The organism is Brachybacterium sp. HMSC06H03, assembly GCF_001807385.1.
Lineage (GTDB): Bacteria > Actinomycetota > Actinomycetes > Actinomycetales > Dermabacteraceae > Brachybacterium > Brachybacterium conglomeratum.
Genome location: NZ_KV788961.1, coordinates 1 through 21,693, shown reverse-complemented (window position 1 = coordinate 21,693; position 21,693 = coordinate 1). Strand labels below are relative to the sequence as shown.

Here is a 21,693-nt window from a genome sequence, read left to right as displayed (position 1 = left end):
AGGCGAGGCGCCGCCGCGCGCCGCCCCCTTCGCGCACCCGAGCGTGCGCACCGACCCACCCTCGAGCAGGAAGCAGGAGAGATGACCCGCAAGGACCTCGCGTCCGAGAACCCCATCGCCGAGTACGACTACATCGTGGTCGGCGGCGGCTCCGCCGGAGCCGTCGTCGCCGCCCGCCTGAGCGAGGACCCGAGTCTCGAGGTGGCGCTGCTCGAGGCCGGCCCGCACGACCTCGACCACGAGGAGGTGCTGCAGCTGAAGCGCTGGCCCGAGCTGCTGGAGTCCGGGCTGGACTGGGACTACCCGATCGAGCCGCAGGAGAACGGCAACTCCTTCATGCGCCACGCCCGGGCGAAGGTGCTGGGCGGATGCTCCTCCCACAACTCCTGCATCGCCTTCCACCCCCCGGCGGAGGACATGGACCTGTGGGAGCGCCTCGGTGCCGAGGGCTGGGGCTCGAAGGAAATGCTCCCCCTGATCGAGCGGCTGGAGAACAACCGCGACCGCGAGGGCGCCGGCCACGGCAGCGCAGGCCCCGTCGAGCTGATGGACGCCCCGGCCGACGACAAGCTCGGCATCGCCCTGCTCGACGCGTGCGAGCAGGCCGGGATCCCCCGCGCCCGCTTCAACGACTTCTCCACCGTCGTCAACGGCGCGAACTGGTTCCAGGTCAACCGTCAGGCCGACGGCACCCGCGCCTCCTCCTCCGTCTCCTACCTCCACCCGATCCGGGACCGGGAGAACCTGCACGTCCTCACCGGGCACCAGGTCATGCAGGTCCTCTTCGACGAGGACCAGCGGGCCACGGGCGTGGAGTACATCGACAACTCCTTCGACCGCTCCTCGATCATGAACGCCCGCAAGGAGGTCATCCTCTCCGCCGGCGCGATCGACTCGCCGAAGCTGCTGATGCTCTCCGGAATCGGCCCCGCCGATCACCTGCGCGAGGTGGGCATCGAGGTGCGCGTGGACTCCCCCGGCGTCGGCTCGAACCTGCAGGACCATCCCGAGGCGGTCATCTCCTGGGAGTCGACGCAGAAGATGACGCGCGAGTCCACGCAGTGGTGGGAGATCGGGATCTTCACCCCCACCGAGGAGGGTCTGGACCTGCCGGACCTGATGATGCACTACGGCTCGGTGCCCTTCGACATGCACACCCGCCGCCAGGGCTACCCCACCTCCCCGGAATCCTTCGCCCTGACCCCGAACGTCACCCACGCGCGCTCCCGCGGCACGGTGCGGCTGCGCTCGATCGACTACCGCGACAAGCCGAAGGTCGATCCGCGCTACTTCACCGACGAGGAGGGCCACGACATGCGCGTGGCCGTCGCGGGCATCCGCAAGGCCCGCGAGATCGTCGCCCAGTCCGGGATGGACGCCTACCGCGGCCGGGAGCTGTTCCCGGGCGAGGGCGTGCAGAGCGACGAGGAGATCGCCGAGTACGTCGCGAAGACCCACAACACCGTCTACCACCCGGCCGGGACGGTGCGGATGGGCGCGGCCGACGACGAGATGTCGCCGCTGGACCCTCAGCTGCGGGTCAAGGGCGTCACGGGCCTGCGGGTCGTGGACGGCTCGGTCATGCCGCAGCTGGTCGCGGTGAACCCCAACATCACCACGATGCTGATCGGCGAGCGCGCCTCGGACCTCATCCGGGGCGAGCAGGCCTGATCAGAGCCCACGCGGGTCGTTCGTGAGAGCGAGGCGCGAGCGCGGCACGGGGCCGACGGCGATCACGCCGTCGGCCCCGTCTCATCCGCCGAAGGCCCACAGCCTCGTCGCCGCGTAGCCGCGGCGAGGTCGAACCAGTGCGCGGTCAGGTCCGCGAGCGCGGCCCGGTGGTCGAAGGGACCGGCCGCCTCGACGCGGCGGCGGGACCACGAGGCGGTCTCAGAACCTGTCGTGCGCCTCTCCTCGCCGCTCAGAACAGTCGCTCGGCGCTGCGCTCGGCGGGCTCCTCGGCTCGAGCAGGGTGCGCTTGCGCTCGAAGCCGCCGGCGGAGCCGGTGAGGGAGACATCGGCCCCGACCACGCGGTGGCATGGCACGACGCCGCTCAGCGGGTTCCGGCCGACGCGCTGGGCGTGGCCGCGGGATCCGAGCTGCGCGGCCAGCGCGCCGCAGGTGGTCGTCTCGCCATAGGGGATCTCCTGCAGCAGCGCCCACACGAGATCGGAGAAGTCATCGCCGCCGGTGCGCAGCGGCAGGTCGAACTCCTCCCAGGCGACGTCCTGCCGGACCGCGAAGTGTTCACCGCGGCGATGCGGCACCTGCTCGATCCCGCTCGTTCGGCGCGCGAGGACGGTGGCCGCTTCCCGGAGCGGCAGCGATGATCACCCGTCGGACGCGCCCGGGGTGTCCTGGCTGAAGGTGTTCCACCAGCGGCCCTCGCGGCGCTGCCACAGCGAGGAGATGTAGAAGCGCTCTTCGTGCACCGCGGCAGGGGCGCGGGCGTCGGCCCGGTAGCTCAGCAGCACGGCGTCCTCCCCCACCCGCAGCAGGCGGGCCTCGGTCAGCGCGAAGTCCGCGGTGATCGGCCCGTCGGCCAGCTGGGAGAGATGGCGCTCGAGGTCGTTGAACCCGCCGGCGTCCACGCCGAGGAAGTCCGTGGGCAGGAGCTCCCGCTCGGCCTCGGCATCCCCCGTGACCTGCGCCTGCCACACCTGTTCCTCGAGCATCAGGAAGAACTGCACGTCATCGGGTTCCATGCGCTCATCGTGGCATGACCGTGTCCGGGATACGCTCGCGGCGGCAGCCCCGGGGGCGGCGCGCCGGGGCAGGATATCGAAGAGGGATCTCGCCGAGCTGCTGGAGGCGATCCGGGACTACCTGGCGGCGCAGCACCGGCAGCAGAGCCCCGACCCGCGCCGCGGCTGAGCCGAGCCGCCGTCGGCCAGGATCCCCGAGGGGCGGCGGACCTGCACGCCGTTCCGGTCCGTCCGCCCATCGTGCCCTCGCCGCGAGGCGTACGCTCTGACCGGCGCAGTCCCCGCCGCCCGCTCCACAGGAGGAACCATGCCCGCCACGCCCGTCTCGTTCACCGACGTCACGTCCGAGGGCCTGGAGTCCTCGCCCGTCGAGAGCGCCCTCGCCGGGCTGCGCGCGAACGCGCTCGCCGGCGAGATCCGCGGCTCCTTCTTCGTGATCAAGGGCGAGCACCCGCTGCCCGAGGGGCTCTGAGCAGATGGGCCGCGCACAGGTGGAGAGACGCTGGGAGGAGTTCCACCGCACCGGAGCGGTGACCGTGCGGGCCAGCGTCGCCAAGGGGATCCTCGCCTGCCTGGCGGCACTGCTGCTGACGACGTTCGCCGCGCTGACTGCGGCCGAGTCCTTCCAGGACGACGGCATCGCCTCGCTCAAGGGGTGGCTCTGCGTGCTGGTCGCCCCGTTCTTCGTCACGGGAACGGTCCTCGCCCTCCGGCCCGTGGTGCGCGGGCGCCGGCTCGCCCTGAGCAGCGAGGGCGTCACCATGTCATCCCGCCGCGGCGGGCGGCGGGTGGTCGAGCTCGGACTGTTCTGGCACGAGATCCACCACGTCGACCACCATCGGGATGGCAGCGGGGACGCCCAGAGCGAGCACGTGCGGATCGTCCTCGGCCACACCACCCGCACCGACGAAAAGGGAAACCCCCTGACCAGCCCCATCATCCTGCCTGACGGGTTCGTGATGTCGAAGAAGGGTCTCGCCGAGGTGATGGAGAGGATCCGGGTCAGCCGGCTGCCGCAGCGGCAGCGCGACCCGCGTCACGGCTGAGGCGCCGCCCGTCACCCCTCGTCTCGGCTCCGCTCCGCCGCGCGCGCGGCGAAGGCGAGGATCTCCTGCACGACGTCGTCGCGGGTGGTGGGCTCGTTGTGGACCTCGTGGCGCACGCCCGGGTAGACGCGGGTGCGCACGTCGGCGTGTCCGGCCTCGTGCAGGCGGTTCGCGACGTGGAGCGCGCCCTCGCCGTAGTTCGCCACCGGGTCCTGGTCGCCGGCGAGGATCAGCACGGGCAGCTCGGCGGGCAGGTCGGAGTAGAACGACTCGGAGTTCGCCCGGTCGTAGACGTCCACGAAGCCCTGGAGGAAGCGGGCGCTCATGGGGGCACCGAAGTTGTTGAGGGGGTCGCGGCCGTGGTCGGTGACGACGTCCTCGTCGAACGCGACCCAGGCGGTGGGCCCGGCGTCCTCCCCGAAGCGGTCGAGGAACCCGTCGAAGAGCTGGCCGACGAGCTCCTCGGGGGCGGGGTCGGCCCTCTGCGCGCTGGTGGCGAGGGCGGCGAGCGCCTCGCGGTCGATGCTCGCCTCGATCCCTCGCATCTGCGCCGCGATCCCGCCGAGCACCAGACCGGCGAGCTGCGCCTGCGGTGCGATCGCGACGACGCGCGCGATCATCGAGCCCCAGCTGTGTCCGTAGAGGACGTGCGGCAGGCCGGGCAGGATCTCACGGGCACGAGACTGGAGCGCGAGCTCGTCCTCGACGACGACGCGCGCCGCCTCGTCCCCGGCGTCCGCCCAGATTCCCGAGCGCATCGCGGTCGCGCCGTGGCCGGCGTGGTCGCCCGCGAGGACGGCGAAGCCGTCGTCGACGAGAGCGCTGATCACATGCAGGTAGCGGCGGGAGTGCTCGCCGAGTCCGTGCACGATCTGCACGATCCCGCGGGGCTCGGCGGCGGGCACGTGCAGCCACGCCTGGATCTCGTCGCGACCGTTCGCGGAAGGGAGGGTGATCTCGTGCAGGGCCATGGGGTCTCCTCGTGCCGGGGCGCCGCGCCTCGGCGCACGGCCGGGGCCAGCCTAGCTGTGGAGCGTATCCGCGCCCTCGTCAGTTGATGATCTCGGCGGCCAGTCCTCGCCGTCGCGCCGAGCGGTGGGGTTGCTGGGGCTCGTCGGTGCTCTGCACAGGCGGGGTGTCCCACGTGATCCCGCCACGCGCCCCCTCATCGGCGCATGAGCGGTCGCGCGGAGCGCGGCATCGCGGCGACGACGACTGCCGACGAGGGGTCCCGCACGCGCCGTCGCCGTCATCCGCCCAGGTGGCGGCGCAGGTGGGCGCCCGTGAGGCTGTCGTCGTCGGCGGCGATCTGCTCGGGGGTGCCGCGGGCGACGAGGCGGCCGCCCGCGGCGCCGCCGCCCGGTCCCATGTCGATCACCCAGTCGGCGTTGGCGATCAGGTCGAGGTCGTGCTCGATGACCAGGACGGTCGCGCCGTTGTCGACGAGCCGGTCCAGGACGTGCACGAGGGTGCGCACGTCCAGCGGGTGCAGGCCGACGCTCGGCTCGTCGAAGACGAACACGGCGTCGCGCTGGGTGCGGCCCATCTGCCCGGCGAGCTTGAGGCGCTGCGCCTCGCCACCCGAGAGGGCCGGGGTGTCCTCGCCCAGGGTGAGATAGCCGAGCCCCAGGTCGACCAGGGTCTCGAGGGTGCGGCGGACGGCGCGGACGTCGCCGACGAGCTCGATCGCCTCTGCGACGGTGGCGGAGAGCAGGCCGGGCAGGGTCTCGTCCCCTCGCCGGATCTCCGAGGCCTCAGGGGCGTAGCGGCTGCCCTCGCAGTCGGGGCAGTCGATGTCGACGTCGGGCAGGAACTGCACGTCGAGCTCGACGCGGCCCGTGCCCTCGCAGCGCGGACAGCGCAGGGAGCCGGTGTTGTAGGAGAAGTCGCCCATGGTCAGTCCGCGCTCCTGCGCGGCCGGGGTGCGGGCGAACTCGCGCCGCAGGGGGTCCAGCACCCCCGAGTAGGTGGCGACGGTAGAGCGGACGTTCACGCCGATCGGGGTCGCGTCGATGCGGTGGACGTGCTCGACCCCGTCGGCCTCGAGCGAGTGCACGTGGCCGGGCAGTTCGCGGCCCTCGCTGCTCGCGCGCAGCGCGGGCACGAGCGTCTCGAGCACCAGGGTGGTCTTGCCCGAGCCGGAGACGCCGGTGACCGCGGTGAGGCGGCCGCGCGGCACGGAGACGTCGAGCTCCCGGACGGTGTGCAGCGGGGCGCTCTCCAGGCGGATCGCGCCGTGCGCGAAGACGTCCTGCTCGGCGGCGCGCTCGCGGACGACGATCTCCTCGCGGCCGTCGAGGAACGGGCCGAGCCGGGAGGCGGCGTCGACGATGATCTCCTCGACGCTCCCCTGGGCGATGACGGTGCCGCCGTCGCCGCCCGCGCCGGGGCCGATCTCGAGGATCTCGTCGGCCTCGCGCAGCAGCTGCACGTCGTGGTCGACGACGAGCACGGAGTTCCCGTCAGCGAGCAGGTCGCCGATCAGCTCGACGAGCCCGTCGATGTTCGAGGGGTGCATGCCGATGCTGGGCTCGTCGAGCACGTAGAGCACGCCGGTGGTGCGGTTGCGGACGGCGCGCGCGAGCTGGGCGCGCTGGCGCTCCCCTGTCGAGAGGGTGGAGCCGGCCCGGTCCAGGGAGAGATAGCCGAGGCCGAGGTGGACGAGACGCTCCGCCATCTGCAGGAACTGGTCCACCAGCCCGCGCGCCATCGGATGCATCTCGGACGGTAGGGGCTCGATGATCCTCGGCGCCCAGTCCAGGAGCTCGTCGAGCGTCATCGCGGAGGCGACGGCGAGGTCCTTCCCGTCGATCTCGGGTTGCCGCGCCGCGGGCGAGAGCCGCGTGCCCTCGCAGGCGGGGCAGGTGCGCTCGACCAGGAAGCGGGAGACGCGGGCGAGCCGCCTCTCGTCGTGGGCGCGGCGCAGCTCCTCGGTGACGGTGAGGCGGGCGTTGCGGAAGGTGAAGTCGAGGTCGTGGGCACCCTTCTTCGAGCGGATCGTGATCGCCTTCTTCTCCTCGGGGCCGTCCAGGACGATCTCCTTCTCCCAGTCCTCGAGGTCCCGCCAGGGCACGTCGGTGCGCACCCCGAACTCGCGGGCGATGTCCGGCTGCACCTTCCAGCCGAACATGTTCCAGGGCTTCACGGCGCCCTCGTCGAGGGTCTTCGAGGGGTCCGGGACCAGGGCGTCGTCGTCGACCTCGCGCACGATCCCGGTGCCCTCGCAGGCGGGGCAGGCGCCCTCGGAGTTGAAGGCGAGCGCCTCGGCGCCGGGCGGGTCCACGTCCGCTCCGCACTCCGGGCAGGGATAGGGCTCCTCGGCGGCGACGAGCAGCGAGGGCGGGACGCGGTGCCCGTTCGGGCAGAGGTGGGAGGCCAGGCGCGAGTACATCAGGCGCAGCACGTTCAGCAGCTCGGTGGAGGTGCCGAAGGTGGAGCGGACGCTCGGCACCCCGGGCCGCTGGCGCAGCGCGAGCGCGGCGGGGACGTGCACGACCTCGTCGACGTCCGCGCGCGGGGCCTGCGCCATGCGTCGGCGGGTGTAGGTCGACAGCGCCTCGACGTAGCGGCGGGAGCCCTCGGCGTAGACCACGCCCATGGCGAGGGAGGACTTGCCGGAGCCGGAGACGCCGGCGATGGCGACCAGACGGTCCAGCGGGATGTCGACGTCGAGGCCGCGGAGGTTGTGCACGCGCGCTCCGCGCACCTCGATGTGGTCGGGTCGCTGCGGCTTCGCTGTGCTCATGGCCCCACGGTAGTCGCGTGCTGCGGGGACGACAGCAGGACCGGGCGGTGACCGCCGGGCTCGCCCGGAGTTCACCGTCGGGCCACGCCCGCGTCACCCCGGAGGAGTTCACTGCCGGCATGGACAGCTTCCGCTCCCCCGCCCGTCGCACCCTCCTCAAGGGCGCCGCCGCGGCCTCCCTCGCCGCCGCAGTCCCCGCCATCACCCCGCGCGCCGCCTCCGCCGCGCCCGCTCGTCCCGCTCCTACCCGCCCCGGCGCCGCGTCCCTGACCCTGCCCTCCGGCCTGCAGACCGGGGACGTCACCATGGACTCCGCCGTGCTCTGGTCCCGCGCCTCGGGCGAGGGCCGGCTCCACGCCGTCCTGCACGCCCTGGACCGTGAGGGCCGTCGCCTCACCTCCTCCTCGAAGGGCCGCGGGAAGGCCCGCGGCCGGGACGGCGAGCCGCTCGTGCTGCGCGGCCCCTGGGCCACCGAGCGGACCGACTTCACCGCCCGGATCAGCGCGACGGACCTCCCCTCCGACACGAAGTTCGAGGTCGAGCTGTTCTTCGAGGACGAGAACGGGAAGCGGGGCGAGGTCGGCACGGGCCGCTTCGGGACCGCGCCCGGGCACCGCTCCGACGGGGCGCAGTCCTTCGTCTGGACGGCCGACACCGAGGGCCAGGGCTACGGCATCAACCCCGACGTCGGCGGCATGTTCGGCTACGAGGCGATGCGCGCCGTGGAGCCGGACTTCTTCCTGCACGCGGGCGACACCATCTACGCCGACGGCCCGATCGAGGAGAGCATCGAGGAGCCCGACGGCACGATCTGGCGCAACCTGGTCACCGAGGAGGTCGCGAAGGTGGCCGAGACGCTGCGGGAGTTCCGCGGCCGCCACAGCTACAACCTGAGGGACGTGAACGTCCGCGCGCTGTACGCCGAGGTCCCGGTCATCGCCACCTGGGACGACCACGAGACCACCAACAACTGGTGGCCCGGCGAGGTGCTGGAGGACGACCGCTACTCCGTCGTCGACGTGGACACACTCGCCGCGCGCGGCCGACGCGCCTGGCAGGAGTACCAGCCGATCGCCGACGTGCGCTCCCTGACCCCCGGCACCGGCTTCGAGCCGGAGCGCATCTACCGGAAGATATCCCGCGGCCCGGCGCTGGACGTGTTCGTGCTCGACATGCGCACCCACAAGGGCGAGAACACCGACGGCAAGGAGCAGCGCGCCACGTCGATGCTCGGCGAGGAGCAGCTGCAGTGGCTGTTGAAGGGTCTGCGCAGGTCGCAGGCGACCTGGAAGGTGATCCTCGCGGATCTGCCGCTGGGGATCGTGGTGCCCGACGGCGAGGGCCAGGAGTCGATCGCCAACGCCGAGGACGGTGCGCCGCTGGGCCGTGAGCTGGAGCTCGCGCGCCTGCTGTCGGGGATCAAGTCCCAGCGCACCCGCAACGTCGTCTTCCTCACCGGCGACGTCCACTACTGCGCCGCGCACCACTACTCCCCCGACCGGGCCGCGTTCACCGACTTCGACCCGTTCTGGGAGTTCGTGGCCGGACCGATCAACGCCGGCTCCTTCGGCCCCAACGAGATGGACGGCACCTTCGGCCCCGAGGTCGACTTCCAGAAGGCCGGCCCCGCGATGGGCTCCCCGCGCGACGGGAAGGGCCAGTTCTTCGGCCGGGTGGAGATCGCGCCCGACGGCGAGGAGTTCACCGTGGAGCTGATCGATGCGACCGGCGAGGTGCAGTACACCCGCACGCTGACGCCGCAGCCGCGCTGACCTGGTGCACCTCGAACGCGGCACGGTCCACGAACAGCTCGGAGACCGTCCAGACCAGGGGATCCTCGGTCGGCTCGACCTCGAAGCGGAGGCATCCGGGCTCGGCGCGGATGAGGGCGACCTGCTCGGCCAGGTGCCGGCGGACCGCCGCTGCCTCGTCGAGATCGCCGCAGACCAGTCGCCCGGCGACCTCGACGATGCCTGTGCGGCCCTCGCCTCTCGTGCCCGCTGGCGAGATGCCGCCCATGCTGTGCCCCTCGTCGTGCGGTTCGACCTGCCACGAGGCCGTCAGCCGCCGCTCGGGGGAGATGGATCACTCGGCGGCGTCCCCGGGCCCCTTCGCGACGGGACCCTCGCGGTCCAGGTCGGCGACCTCCTCCTCGGGGCGGGGCGCGATCGTCTCGTCGTCCTCGAGGTCCGGGAGCGGGGTCTCCTCCCCCGGGCCGGGCGCGTGGTCATGGTCGGGCTTCTGGTGCGGTGCGCTCATCACGATCCTTCCGTTGCCGTGCGGCCCAGGATACGCCGCGTCGTCCCCGCCCTCGAGGCCGCGACGGACCGGCTCGACGGCATCGCCGCCGGACCCACCTGCCGACGGCTGCGGTCCGACTCGGTCGAGCAGGGGAAGGGCGTCGAACACAGGGGACGTCGGGCCGCATGACCACCCCACGGAGCACGTCCATCCAGGCGGCGTCGGCGAGGCTGCTCGGTCGAAAGCTCCGCTGCTGTGTCACGCGACGGCCCTACCCACGCAGCTAGGCTGGAGGGATGGCGACAGTTCTCCTCGTGCGGCACGGTCGCACCACAGCCAATGCGACAGGACTGCTGGCAGGGCGGACCCCCGGCGTCGCCCTGGACGCCCACGGACGGGACCAGGCGGCGCGGACCGGGGACAGGATCGCGGCGGTGCCCGTGGTCCGCGTGGTCTCCAGCCCTCTCGACCGCTGCCGGGAGACCGCCCGGGCCATCGTCGAGCGTCAGGCGGTCGCGCCGCCCTCGTCGGTCGAGGACGGGATCACGGAGTGCGACTACGGCCGGTGGCAGGACCGACGGCTCGACGAGCTCGCGCAGGAGGACCTGTGGCGGACCGTGCAGTCGCATCCCTCCGCGGTGGTCTTCCCCGGCGGCGAGTCCATGAGGAGGATGCAGGCCAGGGCGGTGGCGGCGATCAGGCGCCATGATGCGGAGATCGAGGCCGAGCACGGTCCGGGGGCGGTGTGGGTGGCGGTGAGCCATGGCGACATCATCAAGTCGGTCCTGGCCGATGCGCTCGGCATGCACCTGGACATGTTCCAGCGGCTCGAGGCGGGACCCGCCTCGGTGTCGATCGTGAGCTACGGCCCGAGCAGGCCGCGGGTCCTGGCGATCAACACCGACTCCGGCGATCTGTCCTGGCTCGCGAAGGGCGCCCGCGCCGGCGACGCCGCGGTGGGCGGCGGTGCGGGAGCTCCCGCTGCCGACGGCCCGGCGCCTAGGATCGTCCCATGACCGACGTGCCCGCCCATGTTCATGAGTTCGACTGGCCGGACCGGGTCGTCATCGGGACCCTCGGGCGTCCCGGGGCCCGGACGTTCTACCTGCAGGCGCGCACGGGGGCGCAGATCGTGAGCATCGCCCTCGAGAAGGAGCAGTCGGCCCTGCTCGCGCAGAAGATCGACGAGATCCTCGACCGGCTCCGCGAGGTCGAGGGCAACCGCTGGAGCGTGCCCACCAGCACGCCCGTCGAGCTCGTCGACAACGATCCGCTCGAGACCGTCCAGGAGCAGTTCCGCGCCGGCACCATCGGCATCGGCTGGGACCCCACCACGGCGCAGGTGATCATCGAGGCGCATCCGCTGCCCGCCGACGACGAGCTCGACGAGGGGCTCGCAGAGGACGCGTTCGCGGAGGACTCCTTCGCCGAGGACTCCGAGATGCTGAGGGTGAAGATGCCCGTCGGCACCGCCCGGGCGTTCACCCAGCGCACCCGCGAGGTCGTGGACGCCGGGCGTCCCCTGTGCACGCTCTGCGGCTACCCCATCGACCCCGATGGCCACACCTGCATCATCCCCGAGTCCTGATGTCCCAGGCTGATCTGGTGACCGCCGAGCTGACGCTCACCGGTCGCCTCGCGACGGCGTCGAACGCGACGTTCCTGGGCAGGATCGGCGACGATGTGGTCGTGTACAAGCCGGTGGCGGGCGAGGCCCCGCTCTGGGACTTCCCCGGCGGGACCCTGGCCCGCCGGGAGGTGGCCTCCTTCCTGGTCTCCGAGGCCCTCGGCTGGGAGGTCGTGCCGAGCACATGGCTGCGCGACGGACCGTTCGGCGAGGGGATGGTGCAGCTCTGGCAGGAGCGGGACCCCGATCAGAGCCCCGTGGACCTGGTCCCTGCGGACCAGGTGCCGGAGGCCGGCTGGCGGGCCGTCCTCGAGGGCGAGGACCAGGACGGTCAGCGGATCGTCCTGGTCCATGAGGACTCGCCCGCGCTGCGGCGCATGGCGGTGTTCGACGTGATCGTCAACAACGCCGACCGCAAGGGCGACCACATCCTGGCCATGGAGGGCGGGCACCGCTTCGGCGTCGACCACGGGCTCACGTTCCATCACGAGGACAAGCTGCGCACCGTCCTGTGGGGCTGGCTGGGCGAGCCATTGACCGCCGAGGAGCTGGGAGGCGTCGGCCGCGTCGCCGACGGTCTGGACGGCGAGCTCGGCGAGCGTCTTGCGGACCTGCTCAGCGCTGACGAGCTCGCAGCCCTCGCCGCGCGGTGCGCCCGGCTGCAGGAGGACGGGCTCTTCCCGGCCCCGGGCGGCGAGATGCCGGCGGTGCCGTGGCCGCTGTTCTGAGCGCGGCCACGCTCTCCGACGACACCCCCTGGCGGCGGGCGACTGCACCGACAGCATGTCACGCAGCCGGCGTCGTGACCTCGACACGGTTGCCGATGCCGTCGCGCGCATGGAAGCGGACGTACCCCTCGAAGGTGTCGCGCTCCGCCCAGGAGAGCTCATAGCCGGCGTGTTCGATGCGTGCAGCCGTCGCCTCGAGCTCGTCGAGCGTGTCGAGGACGAGACCGGGATGGGCCTTCTCGGCCGGACGGAACGGCTCCTCCACGCCGAGATGGAGCTCGGCGGTGATCACGTCACCGTCGAAGGCACGGAACCAGCATTCGCTCCGGCCTGTGAGCGACGGCGGCTTCGACACCTCCTGCAGCCCGAGCGCCTCACCGTAGAAGCGGCGAGCGTCATCCTCCCCGTCGCGCGCGATGAAGATCTGAGCGTGGTGGAGCCTCATCGCCGCCTCCTCTTTATCTTGACGCCAAGATAACTCTAGCATCGAGGCCGTCCCGCACGCCGAGGCCGGTGACGAGAAGTTCCGCAACCTCATCGGCAGTCCGTTCGCCTGTGTCGATCTCCGGCACGGCATCGGACCACGCCGCACAGTCGGAACGCCTGCGCTGCACGTCCGCCCAGGTCGATTCGCCGACATGCGCGAGCCCTCGATCCCTGCCATGGAGCCTCCGTCGATGCTCCTGCGCATCCGAGATCAGGAGGTGCACGTACTCGATGTCTGCACCTGTTCGTGCCGCAGCAACACGCCAGGTCTGCCCGGCCTCGTCGCTGCCGTCCACCGCGTCGACGACGACATCGTGGCCGAGCCCAAGGTTCAGCTCGGCCATCGCACGCGTCGCCTCGTAGGCAGCGACCCCGACCACCCAGCCTCGTGGCAGACCGCTGGCGAGCATCGAGTCCTCGACCGCGTCGACGGACAGGTGGACCGACCCTGTGCGCGCAGCGACGATCTCGGCGACGCTCGTCTTCCCGACTCCCGGGAGACCGGAGAGCACGACCAGGCGAGCGCACGGTGGAACCAGGAGATCTGCCTCGGTGGACTACTACACCCGGATCGAGAAGGGCGACCTGACCGGGGTCTCCGACGCCTCCGCGCCGAACCTGGCATCCTTCGTCCTCCTCGACCCCGCCGCCGCCAGGTTCTACGACGACCTCGACGGAGCCGCCGCCACCTGCGTGAAGATCCTGCGCGCCCAGGCCGAAGCGATGCCGCACGACACGCAGCTCAGTCAGCTCGTCGGCGAGCTGACCACCCGCAGCGAGGACTTCAGCGCCCGCTGGGCCGCTCACGACGTCGGCGTCCACCGCGCCGGGACGAAGATCCTCCACCACCACGAGGTCAGGGAGCCCGCCCTCGGCTTCGAGGAGCTCGCACTGGACTCCGCGCCGTCGATCGCCTTGTCCGCCTACATCGCAGAGCCCACCGCCCCGACGGCGGAGAGACTGCAGCTGCTGGCGGCGTGGAACGCCGCCGATGCGACAGAGCTGCGCAGGATCTGACGTCAGCACGGGCACTGGCGGCACCAGTGCCAGGACATCGTCTCGAAGCCCACTGAGATCCTGCACCGCCAGCCGATTCATGGGGCGGTGACGCGACCGCATTGGGTCAGTTCAGTACGAGCGTCTCCACAGGCTGACCGGTGACCTCCGCGATGAGATCGAAGTCCTTGTCGACGGCCAGGACTGTCAACCCCGCCTTCTCCGCCGTCGCGGCGATGAGCAGATCCGGGATGGACGGAGCGCGGTGCCGGCCACGATCGGCGAGGAGCATCTGCACCTCGAAGGCGCGATCCTCCATCGCGGGCGTGAGGTGCTCGATCGGCATGAGCGACAGCGGAGGCAGCCCGAACGCCTCGCGCCCCACTTCACCCGAGCGGACGGAGAAGCCGAGTTCGAGCCGCGTCACCGTCGAAAGACGCATAAGCCCGCGCTCAATGCGCGAGTTCCACTCGGAGAGGCTCGCCGCCTGCCCGGCCTGCATCCGCACGTATGCCGATTTGTCGACCAGCCAGTTCGTCACCGCCACGCGGCATCCATCACGTCAGGGTCAGCAAGATCCCTGAAAGTCTCCGCTGAGCGCCTCCAGTCATCAGCATCGACCGTGGCCGCTGCTGGAGGCGGGGCATCTTGCTCCAAGCGCCGACGCAGGTACTCGTTGCGCGAGAGCCCCAGGGCCGCCGCCTCAGCATCGATGCGCTCGACGGCAGACTCACTCAGACCACGGATCAGCACGTTCGTCATCACGACCACCTCCCCCAGAACGATATCGTGATATCGCACTTGCGTCGAGGGCCACTCGGCTCCGACTGCGGCACACGCGCGAAGGTGCCTGCCTACACGTTGAAGCGGAACTCGACCACGTCGCCGTCGCGCATGACGTATTCCTTGCCCTCCATGCGCACCCAGCCCTTGGCCTTCGCCTCGGCCATCGAGCCCGCCTCGATCAGCTGGTCGAAGGAGACGATCTCGGCCTTGATGAAGCCGCGCTCGAAGTCGGTGTGGATGACGCCGGCGGCCTGCGGGGCGGTCGCGCCCTTGGGGATGGTCCAGGCGCGGGACTCCTTGGGGCCGGCGGTGAGGTAGGTCTGCAGACCGAGGGTGTCGAAGCCGACGCGCGCGAGCTGGTCGAGGCCGGACTCCTCCTGGCCGGTGCTCTCGAGCATCTCGGCGGCCTCGTCCGCGTCGAGCTCGATGAGCTCGGACTCGAACTTGGCGTCGAGGAAGATCGCCTCGGCCGGCGCCACGAGATCGCGCAGCTGCTGCTGCATGGCGGTGTCGGCGAGGCCGTCCTCGTCGGTGTTGAAGACGTAGATGAAGGGCTTGGCGGTCATCAGCTGCAGCTCGCGCAGCTGGGCGACGTCGATGCCGGCGTCCTTCGCGCCCTGGTAGAGGGTCTTGCCGGTCTCGAGCAGGGCCTTGGCCTTGGTGACGTTCTCGAGCACGGCGGCGTCGATGAGGCCGCGCTTGGTGTCCTTCTCCAGGCGCTGCATCGAGTTCTCGATGGTCTGGAGGTCGGCGAGGATCAGCTCGGTGGTGATGGTCTCCATGTCGCCGGCGGCGTCGACGGAGCCGTCCACGCGGGTCACGTCGGGGTCGGAGAACGCACGGGTGACCTGGCAGATCGCCTCGGCCTCGCGGATGTTGGCGAGGAACTTGTTGCCCAGGCCCTCACCCTCGCTCGCGCCCTTGACGATCCCGGCGATGTCCACGAAGGACACGGTCGCCGGGACCAGCTTCTCGCTGCCGAACACGCCCGCGAGCTGCGCGAGGCGCGGATCGGGCAGCGGGACCACGCCGACGTTGGGGTCGATCGTCGCGAACGGGTAGTTCGCCGCGAGGACCTCCGCGCGGGTCAGAGCGTTGAACAGGGTGGACTTGCCGACATTGGGCAGCCCGACGATTCCGATAGTAAGAGCCACGGGAGATGAGTCTACGAGGCACGGGCGCTGCGGCAACGCCTGCGGACAGTGAGATCGCGGACCCTGCCCTGCACAGGGCCGCCCCCGGCCGTCTCCACGCCCGAGCGGCCGTCATGGTCCACCGGCGAGCAATCGCCCTACAGCCGCCGCCGGACAGCCTCGGGGGCCCGCCGGCGCGCGGCCGACGGGACCCCGGAGAGTCGCCCTCAGTACGCGACGGTGAAGCGGGTGCGGCGATGGGCGGGGGTCTCGATCTCGTCGACCAGTGCGACGGCGAGGTCCTGGCCGGAGAGATTCGAGTCGCCGTTCTCGTCGGTCAGCAGCACGTCGCCGCCGACGCGGTAGGCGCCGGTGCGCTCGCCCGGGGCGAAGCTGCCGAAGCCGGCGGCGGGGCTGACGAAGAACCAGTCCAGCCCCTCCTCGGCGCCGCGCAGGTCCTGCAGGACGGCGTCGAGCACGCGCGGCTCCTCGGCGAACTCCTTGGGGAAGTCGGGAGTGTCCACGAGCTTCGGGCCGCCCTCGGCGACCAGCAGGGAACCGGCCCCGCCGATCACGCCGAGCCGCACGCCGTTCTCGCGGGCGAGACGGGCGACGGACGCGATCAGGGCGCGGAAGGCCTCGAGGTCGGCCATGTCGCCGCGGGGCGAGAGGGCGGAGACGACGACGTCGGCGCCGTCGAGCGCCTCGGCGAGGAAGGACTCCTCGCGCACGTCGCCGGCGCGGTGGGTGACCCCGGCGGGGACCTGCTCGGGGGCGGTGCGGCTGAGGGCGAGGACGTCGTGGCCGCGGCCTGCGGCCTCCTGCGCGAGGTGGCCTCCTGCGTAGCCGGTGCCGCCGAGGATGACGATGCGAGCCATGTGCTCTCCTTCCGCGCCCGCTGCGGGGCGCTGCTGCGTGGCACCGTCGAGGGTGCCGTCTCGATGAGAGATCCACAGTGTGGCGTGGACCTGCATGCTCACTGTAGGTAACCTTCTCTCTGCGGGGAAGTAGGCACTTCGCGGTACCCCCCCCCCTCGCCACCGTCGACCCTCCCCCGCGACGGCCCCGGCCCGCCGGGCCGTCGACCTCTCTCACCCGCAGTCCGTCCGCCGCCGTTCCCGCCCTCGAGGAGACCGCCCGATGTCCACCCCACGCCCGTACGACCCCTTCGCCCGCGACTGCCCCTCGCGCCGCCTGCTGGATCGCATCGGCGACCGCTGGACGGTGCTGCTGATCACCACGCTCGAGGACGGTCCGCGCCGCTTCTCCGAGCTGCTGCACACGGTCGACGGCATCTCCCAGAAGATGCTCACCCAGACCCTGCGCTCCCTCGAGGCCGACGGGCTCGTGCTGCGCACCGTCCACCCCGAGATCCCGCCGCGCGTCGAGTACGAGCTGACAGAGCTGGGGCGTTCGCTGCTCGAGCCTCTCGGTGCACTGATCAGCTGGGCGACCGACCACATGGGCGAGGTGCAGACCTCCAGGGACGCCGTCTCCGCAACCGCCTGACCGCGCGCCGGGCGCCCGGGTCCGCTCAGCTGTCCCACCCCCGTGATGTCCTGATCCCATGAGCGGAACCACGATGCTCCTGCTGGGTCTTGTCCTCGGCGCGCTGCTCGGCGCGGCCGTGACGTTCCTCGTGCTGCGCGAGCGCATGCGCTCCGCGCTCACGCAGAACCTCGCGGGCGAGGACTCGGCCGATCGCCTGCTGCGCCTGGCCGACGAGCGCCACGAGCGGGACGTCGCCCGGCGCGACGCCGCCGAGGAGGAGCGCGAGGCCGAGCTGCAGCGCACCCTCGCGCCGCTGACCGCGACCCTCGCCCAGCTCGAGCGGAACCTGGCCCGCTCCGAGGCGGCGCGCGCCGAGGCCGAGGGCGCGCTGCGCAATCATCTCGGCGAGCTGGGGCGCCGGGCGCAGTCCCTCGAGCAGGGCACCACCGCGCTCACCGCCGCGCTGCGCGCCCCGACCTCGCGCGGCCGCTGGGGCGAGGTGCAGCTGCGCAGCATCGTCGAGGCCGCGGGGATGCTCGAGCACGTGGACTTCTCGGAGCAGCTCGCGGGCACCCGGGCCGACGGGGAGAAGGGGCAGCGCCCCGACCTCGTCGTCCACCTCTCGGGCGAGCGCACCCTGGTCGTGGACGCGAAGGCGCCGATGGACGCCTATCTCGACGCGGTCGAGGAGCAGGACCCGAAGCGGGCCCGCGCCCGGCGCACCGCGCATGCCCGGGCGCTGCGCCATCACGTGGACCAGATCGCGGGCAAGGCCTACTGGAAGGCGCTCGGGGACACCCCGGAGTTCACGGTGCTGTTCGTGCCGAGCGACGGGGTGCTCGCCGCCGCGCTCGAGTCCGCGCCGGACCTGCTCGAGCACGGCTTCGCGAAGGACGTCGTGATCGCCTCCCCCGCCACGCTCATGGCACTGCTGCGCACGGTCGCGCACACCTGGCGCACCGACTCACTGAACCGCGACGCCCGCGAGGTGCTCGAGGCGGGCCGCGAGCTGCACCACCGGCTCGGGACGTTCACCTCCCATCTGGGGAAGGTGGGGCGGTCGCTGGACTCCTCCGTCGCCGCCTTCAACGAGGCCGTCGGCTCGCTGCAGTCCCGGGTGATGGTGACCGCGCGCCGCTTCGAGGACCTGGGCCTCGCAGGCACGGCGGTCGAGGACGTCGAGCAGCTCACGCGTCGCGCGCGCACCCTCGAGGAGGACGAGATCGCGCAGCTCGCGAGCCCGGAGCGCCTGGCCGACGACCGCGGGGGCCGCGCCGCCGGCTGATCCGGGACGGAGGCGCCTCGCCGTCGGCCCCACCCGGATGACGCGCCGCCGGCGCAGCCGCGCAGGCCGCTCCCTGCCGCCGCGACCGCGCGTCCCTCCCCGTCGGCCGTTCAGCGGCCCCGGCGCACCAGCACGACCGCGCCGATCACGATCGCGGCCAGCAGCACACCGCCGCCGAGCCCGCCGAGCACTGCCCACACCACCGGGGACAGGGAGAATCCGCTGCGCTCGTCCTCGGTCGGCGGGTCCTCGAGCTCGGGCGCGCCGCCCGCGTCGGAGGCTCCCCCGCTGTCGGAGGCTCCCCCGCCGTCCGAGGCCCGGGGAGCCGAGCCGGGATCCGCGGCGGAGCGGTCCTCCACGGCGCCCTGCCCGCTCAGCTCCGGCCCCTCGGCGGGCTCGCCCACCGCATCGAGGTCGAGCACGTAGGGCACCTCGAACAGTCGCTGCGCCGAGTAGTCGGAGGGGACCACGGCGAGCTGCAGGTAGTAGTCCCCGGCGAGAAAGGAGGTGCGGGCCTCGGTGCCGCCGTCCTCGCGGTTGCGGAACTGGATCGGGGCCGCCTGGTTCACCTGCAGAGTGGTCTTCGGCGCGGCCTTCGTCGAGACCCCGGTCGCCTCGCCCGAGGCCGACGGCGGCACCACGAGGTACACGTCGTCCCTCAGCGGCGAGTACAGCCGGGCCTGCAGCGTCAGCCCCATCCCGTCGGGCACCTCGAACTCGCCGAGCGCGATCGCCGCGCGGACCTGCTGGCCGTACTGAGCCGGGATGCGGAAGAACTGCACCTCGCCGGGGATGATCGTGCCGCGCATCGGCCCGTCGAGGTCCTCCACGGCGGAGGCGAAGGAGAACGCGGGCTGGATCTGCTCACCGTCGGTCGCGACGACGAGCGGCTCCTGCGGGCGCACGTACTTCGCGGCGGGAGGCAGGCCGTCCAGCGCCACCTCCTCCTCCGCGAAGAACTGCAGCTCGACCGGCACCGCCTCCTCGAGCGCCGGGTCGCCGGTGCGCTCGACCTCGAGGATCACCGTGCCGTCGGCGTCCTCCCCGAAGCAGGTGAGATTCGCGGTCTCCCCCAGGCGCGGGGTGGCGACGGCCGCGGTGATCGGCCCCTGGCCGAGGTCGGCCTCCGCGCGGGCCTGGACCTCGCCGATGCGGCAGTCGACCCCGTCGGCGGAGCTGGTGGCCAGGCGCAGCTGGGCGAGGCTGCTGGCGTCCCCGCCCCCGCCGGGCAGCACCATCGTCGCGGTGAGATGCGCGATCTCGCCCTCGGCGAGCTGCAGGCGGTAGAAGCGGGAGAACCCCTCGCCGTCGTCGATCGCGGCACTGCCGTGCTCGAGCACGTCGAGGAACGAGCCGGGCGCGAGATCCACGGCGGTCTCGGGGCTGGTCCCGCCGGTGATCGGCTGCCCCTGGGTGGCGTACCCCTGGATCGCGCGGGTCATCTTCACCAGCAGCTCGTCGCGCAGGGTCTCGGCGTCGGTGGCATCGGCGAAGGTGCCGCCGGTCGCCTCGGCGATGCAGGCCAGCTCGTCGCGGGCGTCCTGCTCGGCCTTGAAGCCGATCGTGTGGATGCGCATCTCGGGGTGCTTCTGCGCGAGATCGGCGGCGACCTCGCAGGGCGGCGGGCCGCCGCACTCGTCGATCCCGTCGGAGACCAGCACGATCGAGCGCATCTCCGCCTCCGGCAGCTCGGCCGCGGCCTTCGTCAGGGACAGGCCGATCGGGGTGTACCCGGAGGGCTGCACGCCCTCGATCGCGCCGAGCAGCGCCTGGCGGTCCAGGCCCTCGGGCTCGACCAGGGTCTTCACGTCCTGGCAGCCGGCCTCCTGGCTCGCCGCGGTCGCAGGATCGGAGTTGCCGTAGGTCATCAGGCCCACGCTCGCGTCCTCGGGCAGCATCGGCACGAGGGTGCTCAGCGCCTCCTTGGCCACGTCCATGCGGCTGCGTCCGTCGACGTCGTCGGCCCGCATCGAGCCCGAGCCGTCCACCACCAGCATCGACGGGGCGGTGCGGCCGGTGTTGTAGCCCTCGGCGCGGGCCTGCGGCGGACCGGCCGGGGCCAGCACGGCGAGGGAGGCGAGCAGGGTCGCCAGGAGCGCGAGGGACAGCGGGCGGGCGGCCGTGCGTGGGATCACCGGACCATCATGCCGAATCTCGACGGCTCCCGCCGGTCGTCTCCGCAGCGAGGTGACCGGCGGGTCAGGACTCGGCGGTGGCGCGTTCCCCGGTGGGCTTGGTGCGGCGGTCGGACTCGCCGCGGCTCTTCATCTCCTGGCGCAGCTCGCGCGGCAGGGAGAACATGAGGTCCTCGGTGGCGGTGCGCACGGGCTTCACATCGCCGAAGCCGCGCTCGGAGAGCTCGGCGAGCAGCTCCTGGACCAGCACGTCCGGCACGGAGGCGCCGGAGGTCACGCCCACGCTCTCCACACCCTCGAACCACTCCTCGCGCAGCTCGGAGACGCTGTCGATGCGGTGGGAGGCCTTCGCCCCGGCCTCGAGCGCGACCTCCATCAGGCGCACGGAATTGGAGGAGTTCGGGGAGCCGACGACGAGGACGAGGTCCGCGTCGGGGGCGATCTTCTTGATCGCGACCTGGCGGTTCTGGGTCGCGTAGCAGATGTCGTCGCTGGGCGGCGCCTGCAGGGTGGGGAAACGCTCCTTGAGGCGGTCCACGGTCTCCATCGTCTCGTCGACGCTGAGGGTGGTCTGCGAGAGCCACACGACCTTCTCGGGGTCGCGCACGGTGACCTTGTCGACGTCCTCGGGGCCGTTGACGATCTGCACGTGCTCCGGCGCCTCGCCGGCGGTGCCCTCGACCTCCTCGTGGCCCACGTGGCCCACCAGCAGGATGTCGTAGTCCTGGCGGGCGAAGCGCACCGCCTCCTTGTGGACCTTGGTGACCAGGGGGCAGGTCGCGTCGATGGTGCGGAGATTGCGCTCCTCCGCCATCTCGCGGACCTTCGGGGAGATGCCGTGGGCGGAGAAGATCACGAGCGCGCCCTCGGGCACCTCGTCGACCTCCTCGACGAAGACGGCGCCCTTCTCCTTCAGGCGGTCCACGACGAACTTGTTGTGCACGATCTCGTGACGGACGTAGACGGTCTCGTCATAGTGCTCGAGGGCGCGCTCGACGGCGACGACGGCACGATCGACGCCCGCGCAGTACCCGCGGGGCTCGGCAAGGAGGACGGTTCCGGTGCTCACGCCTCCCATCGTAGGAGGCCCGCGCCTGAAGTGGCAGGTCGTGGGGCAAGAGTCACCAACCCTCCACAGGACGGGGACATCCACAGCGGGCGCCGCCCGGTCCGCGCGATGTCGGCGGGTCGTGGAAGAGTGGACCCCATGACGCAGACGACCCCCGATCCGGGCGGGGCGGGCGAGGGCGCCGAGGTGACCGGCGCCCCGGCCGCCGGGGCCCGCCCG

The 21,693-nt window shown here is 72.1% G+C and carries 24 protein-coding genes; 10 read left to right on the top strand and 14 right to left on the bottom strand.

Features of this window, described 5'->3' with window-relative positions; all coding sequences use genetic code 11:
* Nucleotides 1-81 precede the first annotated feature (81 nt).
* Entirely contained in the window at nucleotides 82-1,671 is a 1,590-nt protein-coding gene (locus HMPREF3159_RS16200) for a GMC family oxidoreductase (protein WP_070502236.1), read from the top strand.
* A gap of 219 nt (nucleotides 1,672-1,890) precedes the next feature.
* On the opposite strand, the gene HMPREF3159_RS16195 is transcribed toward HMPREF3159_RS16200, so the two are convergent.
* Both HMPREF3159_RS16195 and HMPREF3159_RS16190 read right to left on the bottom strand, forming a co-directional pair.
* Complete coding sequence (locus HMPREF3159_RS16195) at nucleotides 1,891-2,268, bottom strand: methylated-DNA--[protein]-cysteine S-methyltransferase (protein ID WP_070502235.1); 378 nt, start codon at nucleotides 2,266-2,268, stop codon at nucleotides 1,891-1,893.
* 63 nt (nucleotides 2,269-2,331) lie between these two features.
* Nucleotides 2,332-2,706, bottom strand: coding sequence for a nuclear transport factor 2 family protein (locus tag HMPREF3159_RS16190; RefSeq protein ID WP_070502234.1), 375 nt, complete (start codon nucleotides 2,704-2,706; stop codon nucleotides 2,332-2,334).
* A gap of 307 nt (nucleotides 2,707-3,013) precedes the next feature.
* Between HMPREF3159_RS16190 and HMPREF3159_RS17730 the strand changes: the two genes are divergently transcribed.
* Both HMPREF3159_RS17730 and HMPREF3159_RS16185 read left to right on the top strand, forming a co-directional pair.
* On the top strand, nucleotides 3,014-3,178 hold the full coding sequence (locus HMPREF3159_RS17730; protein ID WP_210388895.1) for a hypothetical protein: 165 nt from the start codon (nucleotides 3,014-3,016) through the stop codon (nucleotides 3,176-3,178).
* A 4-nt stretch (nucleotides 3,179-3,182) separates the two neighbouring features.
* Nucleotides 3,183-3,752 carry a hypothetical protein gene (locus tag HMPREF3159_RS16185; RefSeq protein WP_070502233.1) on the top strand — a complete coding sequence of 190 codons (570 nt, stop codon included), beginning with the start codon at nucleotides 3,183-3,185 and terminating at the stop codon, nucleotides 3,750-3,752.
* A gap of 11 nt (nucleotides 3,753-3,763) precedes the next feature.
* Here the strand turns inward: HMPREF3159_RS16185 and HMPREF3159_RS16180 are convergent, their stop codons facing one another.
* On the bottom strand, nucleotides 3,764-4,723 hold the full coding sequence (locus tag HMPREF3159_RS16180; RefSeq protein WP_070502232.1) for an alpha/beta fold hydrolase: 960 nt from the start codon (nucleotides 4,721-4,723) through the stop codon (nucleotides 3,764-3,766).
* Between the two features lie 278 nt (nucleotides 4,724-5,001).
* Nucleotides 5,002-7,497: an excinuclease ABC subunit UvrA gene (locus HMPREF3159_RS16175; RefSeq protein WP_070502231.1), complete on the bottom strand. Its 2,496-nt coding sequence runs from the start codon at nucleotides 7,495-7,497 to the stop codon at nucleotides 5,002-5,004.
* Between the two features lie 119 nt (nucleotides 7,498-7,616).
* On the opposite strand from HMPREF3159_RS16175, the gene HMPREF3159_RS16170 reads away from it, so the two are divergent.
* Nucleotides 7,617-9,269, top strand: a complete 1,653-nt coding sequence (locus tag HMPREF3159_RS16170) for an alkaline phosphatase D family protein (RefSeq protein WP_070502230.1) — start codon at nucleotides 7,617-7,619, stop codon at nucleotides 9,267-9,269.
* On the opposite strand, the gene HMPREF3159_RS16165 is transcribed toward HMPREF3159_RS16170, so the two are convergent.
* Both HMPREF3159_RS16165 and HMPREF3159_RS17595 read right to left on the bottom strand, forming a co-directional pair.
* A complete protein-coding gene (locus tag HMPREF3159_RS16165; RefSeq protein WP_070502229.1) occupies nucleotides 9,199-9,516 on the bottom strand; it encodes a putative quinol monooxygenase in 318 nt (105 codons plus the stop codon). The genes HMPREF3159_RS16170 and HMPREF3159_RS16165 overlap by 71 nt on opposite strands.
* 66 nt (nucleotides 9,517-9,582) lie before the next feature.
* Entirely contained in the window at nucleotides 9,583-9,756 is a 174-nt protein-coding gene (locus tag HMPREF3159_RS17595) for a hypothetical protein (protein WP_168165447.1), read from the bottom strand.
* 278 nt (nucleotides 9,757-10,034) lie between these two features.
* Between HMPREF3159_RS17595 and HMPREF3159_RS16160 the strand changes: the two genes are divergently transcribed.
* Genes HMPREF3159_RS16160 through HMPREF3159_RS16150 form a run of 3 tightly spaced genes read left to right on the top strand, consistent with a single transcriptional unit; the run spans nucleotide 10,035 to nucleotide 12,093 of the window.
* Nucleotides 10,035-10,754, top strand: a complete 720-nt coding sequence (locus tag HMPREF3159_RS16160) for an MSMEG_4193 family putative phosphomutase (RefSeq protein ID WP_210388894.1) — start codon at nucleotides 10,035-10,037, stop codon at nucleotides 10,752-10,754.
* Nucleotides 10,751-11,326: a DUF3090 domain-containing protein gene (locus HMPREF3159_RS16155; RefSeq protein ID WP_070502228.1), complete on the top strand. Its 576-nt coding sequence runs from the start codon at nucleotides 10,751-10,753 to the stop codon at nucleotides 11,324-11,326. The genes HMPREF3159_RS16160 and HMPREF3159_RS16155 overlap by 4 nt, the downstream gene beginning before the upstream one ends.
* Nucleotides 11,326-12,093: an SCO1664 family protein gene (locus HMPREF3159_RS16150; RefSeq protein ID WP_070502227.1), complete on the top strand. Its 768-nt coding sequence runs from the start codon at nucleotides 11,326-11,328 to the stop codon at nucleotides 12,091-12,093. Before HMPREF3159_RS16155 ends, HMPREF3159_RS16150 begins: the two co-directional genes overlap by 1 nt.
* Before the next feature lie 58 nt (nucleotides 12,094-12,151).
* Here the strand turns inward: HMPREF3159_RS16150 and HMPREF3159_RS16145 are convergent, their stop codons facing one another.
* Complete coding sequence (locus HMPREF3159_RS16145) at nucleotides 12,152-12,538, bottom strand: VOC family protein (RefSeq protein WP_070502226.1); 387 nt, start codon at nucleotides 12,536-12,538, stop codon at nucleotides 12,152-12,154.
* A 13-nt stretch (nucleotides 12,539-12,551) separates the two neighbouring features.
* Nucleotides 12,552-13,091: a P-loop nucleotide/nucleoside kinase family protein gene (locus HMPREF3159_RS16140; protein ID WP_070502225.1), complete on the bottom strand. Its 540-nt coding sequence runs from the start codon at nucleotides 13,089-13,091 to the stop codon at nucleotides 12,552-12,554.
* Nucleotides 13,092-13,131: 40 nt separating this feature from the next.
* On the opposite strand from HMPREF3159_RS16140, the gene HMPREF3159_RS16135 reads away from it, so the two are divergent.
* A complete protein-coding gene (locus tag HMPREF3159_RS16135; protein ID WP_210388893.1) occupies nucleotides 13,132-13,596 on the top strand; it encodes an MmyB family transcriptional regulator in 465 nt (154 codons plus the stop codon).
* A gap of 106 nt (nucleotides 13,597-13,702) precedes the next feature.
* Here the strand turns inward: HMPREF3159_RS16135 and HMPREF3159_RS16130 are convergent, their stop codons facing one another.
* The 4 genes from HMPREF3159_RS16130 to HMPREF3159_RS16115 all read right to left on the bottom strand — a co-directional run bounded on the left by HMPREF3159_RS16130 (nucleotide 13,703) and on the right by HMPREF3159_RS16115 (nucleotide 16,372).
* Entirely contained in the window at nucleotides 13,703-14,122 is a 420-nt protein-coding gene (locus HMPREF3159_RS16130; protein WP_070502224.1) for a PIN domain nuclease, read from the bottom strand.
* Nucleotides 14,113-14,337, bottom strand: a complete 225-nt coding sequence (locus HMPREF3159_RS16125) for a type II toxin-antitoxin system VapB family antitoxin (protein WP_070502223.1) — start codon at nucleotides 14,335-14,337, stop codon at nucleotides 14,113-14,115. The genes HMPREF3159_RS16130 and HMPREF3159_RS16125 overlap by 10 nt, the downstream gene beginning before the upstream one ends.
* A gap of 92 nt (nucleotides 14,338-14,429) precedes the next feature.
* Nucleotides 14,430-15,515 (bottom strand): redox-regulated ATPase YchF, encoded by a 1,086-nt coding sequence (gene ychF / locus HMPREF3159_RS16120; RefSeq protein WP_070502222.1) that lies wholly within the window; start codon nucleotides 15,513-15,515, stop codon nucleotides 14,430-14,432.
* Between the two features lie 206 nt (nucleotides 15,516-15,721).
* Nucleotides 15,722-16,372 (bottom strand): NAD(P)-dependent oxidoreductase, encoded by a 651-nt coding sequence (locus tag HMPREF3159_RS16115; protein WP_070502221.1) that lies wholly within the window; start codon nucleotides 16,370-16,372, stop codon nucleotides 15,722-15,724.
* Between the two features lie 262 nt (nucleotides 16,373-16,634).
* Between HMPREF3159_RS16115 and HMPREF3159_RS16110 the strand changes: the two genes are divergently transcribed.
* Both HMPREF3159_RS16110 and HMPREF3159_RS16105 read left to right on the top strand, forming a co-directional pair.
* Complete coding sequence (locus HMPREF3159_RS16110) at nucleotides 16,635-17,003, top strand: winged helix-turn-helix transcriptional regulator (RefSeq protein WP_070502220.1); 369 nt, start codon at nucleotides 16,635-16,637, stop codon at nucleotides 17,001-17,003.
* A 58-nt stretch (nucleotides 17,004-17,061) separates the two neighbouring features.
* Nucleotides 17,062-18,270 (top strand): DNA recombination protein RmuC, encoded by a 1,209-nt coding sequence (locus HMPREF3159_RS16105; RefSeq protein WP_246821660.1) that lies wholly within the window; start codon nucleotides 17,062-17,064, stop codon nucleotides 18,268-18,270.
* Between the two features lie 110 nt (nucleotides 18,271-18,380).
* Here HMPREF3159_RS16105 and HMPREF3159_RS16100 read toward each other — a convergent pair whose 3' ends face one another.
* Nucleotides 18,381-20,405 (bottom strand): vWA domain-containing protein, encoded by a 2,025-nt coding sequence (locus tag HMPREF3159_RS16100; RefSeq protein WP_070502218.1) that lies wholly within the window; start codon nucleotides 20,403-20,405, stop codon nucleotides 18,381-18,383.
* Between the two features lie 64 nt (nucleotides 20,406-20,469).
* Nucleotides 20,470-21,483 (bottom strand): 4-hydroxy-3-methylbut-2-enyl diphosphate reductase, encoded by a 1,014-nt coding sequence (locus HMPREF3159_RS16095; RefSeq protein WP_070502217.1) that lies wholly within the window; start codon nucleotides 21,481-21,483, stop codon nucleotides 20,470-20,472.
* Nucleotides 21,484-21,693 lie beyond the last annotated feature (210 nt).

Coding starts and splice junctions, on each gene's coding strand:
- HMPREF3159_RS17730 (WP_210388895.1), top strand. CDS start 3,014: ATGCCCGCCACGCCCGTCTCGTTCACCGACGTCACGTCCGAGGGCCTG.
- HMPREF3159_RS16180 (WP_070502232.1), bottom strand. CDS start 4,723: ATGGCCCTGCACGAGATCACCCTCCCTTCCGCGAACGGTCGCGACGAG.
- HMPREF3159_RS16175 (WP_070502231.1), bottom strand. CDS start 7,497: ATGAGCACAGCGAAGCCGCAGCGACCCGACCACATCGAGGTGCGCGGA.
- HMPREF3159_RS17595 (WP_168165447.1), bottom strand. CDS start 9,756: ATGAGCGCACCGCACCAGAAGCCCGACCATGACCACGCGCCCGGCCCG.
- HMPREF3159_RS16115 (WP_070502221.1), bottom strand. CDS start 16,372: ATGGCTCGCATCGTCATCCTCGGCGGCACCGGCTACGCAGGAGGCCAC.
- HMPREF3159_RS16145 (WP_070502226.1), bottom strand. CDS start 12,538: ATGAGGCTCCACCACGCTCAGATCTTCATCGCGCGCGACGGGGAGGAT.
- HMPREF3159_RS16125 (WP_070502223.1), bottom strand. CDS start 14,337: ATGACGAACGTGCTGATCCGTGGTCTGAGTGAGTCTGCCGTCGAGCGC.
- HMPREF3159_RS16200 (WP_070502236.1), top strand. CDS start 82: ATGACCCGCAAGGACCTCGCGTCCGAGAACCCCATCGCCGAGTACGAC.
- HMPREF3159_RS16190 (WP_070502234.1), bottom strand. CDS start 2,706: ATGGAACCCGATGACGTGCAGTTCTTCCTGATGCTCGAGGAACAGGTG.
- HMPREF3159_RS16110 (WP_070502220.1), top strand. CDS start 16,635: ATGTCCACCCCACGCCCGTACGACCCCTTCGCCCGCGACTGCCCCTCG.
- HMPREF3159_RS16165 (WP_070502229.1), bottom strand. CDS start 9,516: ATGGGCGGCATCTCGCCAGCGGGCACGAGAGGCGAGGGCCGCACAGGC.
- HMPREF3159_RS16150 (WP_070502227.1), top strand. CDS start 11,326: ATGTCCCAGGCTGATCTGGTGACCGCCGAGCTGACGCTCACCGGTCGC.
- HMPREF3159_RS16170 (WP_070502230.1), top strand. CDS start 7,617: ATGGACAGCTTCCGCTCCCCCGCCCGTCGCACCCTCCTCAAGGGCGCC.
- HMPREF3159_RS16155 (WP_070502228.1), top strand. CDS start 10,751: ATGACCGACGTGCCCGCCCATGTTCATGAGTTCGACTGGCCGGACCGG.
- HMPREF3159_RS16185 (WP_070502233.1), top strand. CDS start 3,183: ATGGGCCGCGCACAGGTGGAGAGACGCTGGGAGGAGTTCCACCGCACC.
- HMPREF3159_RS16095 (WP_070502217.1), bottom strand. CDS start 21,483: ATGGGAGGCGTGAGCACCGGAACCGTCCTCCTTGCCGAGCCCCGCGGG.
- HMPREF3159_RS16160 (WP_210388894.1), top strand. CDS start 10,035: ATGGCGACAGTTCTCCTCGTGCGGCACGGTCGCACCACAGCCAATGCG.
- HMPREF3159_RS16105 (WP_246821660.1), top strand. CDS start 17,062: ATGAGCGGAACCACGATGCTCCTGCTGGGTCTTGTCCTCGGCGCGCTG.